Raw genomic sequence first — 1,540 nt, forward strand, 5'->3', positions numbered from 1 at the left:
GTTGGTGGCAGTCGCTCAGGTGGCTCCACTGGTGGTACTACACCAGCAACAACACCAGCAACGCCATCACCAGAAACACAACCAATAACACCAACACCCGCACATGTCTTCACCAATAATGTTAACGTTTTACAAATCATTTCATTCCTGAAAGATAGAATTGCCCAAGCTAAGTCTAGCCCATCAACTGTCGGTCTCTCTGATATCTCAAATCACTGGAGTAAAGATAGCATTAACCTGTTTGTGAAACTTGGTGTCGTTTCTGGCTATGAAGATGGAAGTTTCCACCCGGATGCAAGTATCACTCGTGCTGAATTTGCCACAATCATTTCAAAAGCATTTAACATACATTTTACTTCTAACACATCTGTTGTTTCTGACGTAGACAACCACTGGGCTAAAGAATCAATTAACGCCCTTGCTTCCCATGGTATTATCAATGGCTACGAAGATGGCACGTTCAAACCTGACAAGACGATTACTCGCGCTGAAATCGTTGCGATCATCAGCAGAGTAGTGGATCTTAATGCAGTTAAGAAGGGCACTGGAACTTTTTCTGATATTGATGGTTCTTGGGACGGGGCTCAAATCCAAGCGGCTTCTGATGCTGGCTTAGTTCAGGGTCGCGATGCAAGTACCTTTGCTCCTGACGCTTCTTCTACGAGAGCAGAATCACTTACTATTATTCTAAGAGCTCTTGATTTAAATCCAGACATCAAATCTGTGCTGAATCAACTTAAGTAATACAACTAGGAAGGGGTGCAACGGTTACACGTTCACAAAACAGGTGCATTTCTTCAACAAAACCTGTCTAGAAGCATAGAAAAGGCCCTAGAATCCATTTGATTTCTTAATCAAGGATTTTAGGGTCTTTCTGTTTGTTTAACTGCGTTTGATCTTAAAGTATATACATCTTCAAAAAAAATAGGGCATTTGATACGTATGTCCAGGTTCAATAATAGTTGACGCGATTTAATTACCAGTATATGGTTATGTAAATAGCGGAATTATAAAGGATGATCATAAATGCAATTTGCAGCTCATTTAGAGAAGGACATCATAAAAAGGTAAGTATTCAATATACTTTTTGCTATACCACACGAATTCTATTGACTTTACAGGAAATATTGACAAGCTATTAGCTGGTGTAGGTGAATAAAGGCTACCGTTCGTGCAGCCAGCCTAGTTCTGGTTGTTTATTGAGTTCTCGTTCCCAGTTAGTTTAATGAGAGAACCTTATTTTTTTCCCAATCCTCTAGTAAGGCCCACGTAATCTCAGATTCATCTCCTACAAGGCTTATCATTCGCTCCTCCTAGACCTTAAATGTTTCCTTTATCCAAGAACGCAACTTATCAGCATAGAAAGAGCGTTCATCTGGATCAGACTGAGAACCCTTTGTCAGATAAAGTTGATCATTCACATATCTAGGATAAACATGGAGATGATAATGCCACACGTCTTGATTGCCAGCAGGCTCATTATGTTGCCGCGTAGAAATCCCATCACATCCATATGTACTTTTCATTGCAAACGCTGTAA

Annotated in this window: 2 protein-coding genes; one reads left to right on the forward strand and one right to left on the reverse strand. The window is 40.3% G+C overall.

Annotated features, from left to right (window positions below):
- Positions 1 to 744 (forward strand): S-layer homology domain-containing protein (locus GC093_RS27695; protein ID WP_171655172.1); only part of this gene is annotated, 744 nt, incomplete at its 5' end.
- Positions 745 to 1,313: 569 nt separating this feature from the next.
- Here GC093_RS27695 and GC093_RS35595 read toward each other — a convergent pair.
- Positions 1,314 to 1,540, reverse strand: a 227-nt coding sequence (locus GC093_RS35595) for an HIT family protein (RefSeq protein ID WP_376768687.1), incomplete at its 5' end; no start/stop codon positions are given.

Source organism: Paenibacillus foliorum (assembly GCF_013141765.1).
In the GTDB taxonomy this organism is placed as follows: Bacteria; Bacillota; Bacilli; order Paenibacillales; family NBRC-103111; genus Paenibacillus_S; species Paenibacillus_S foliorum.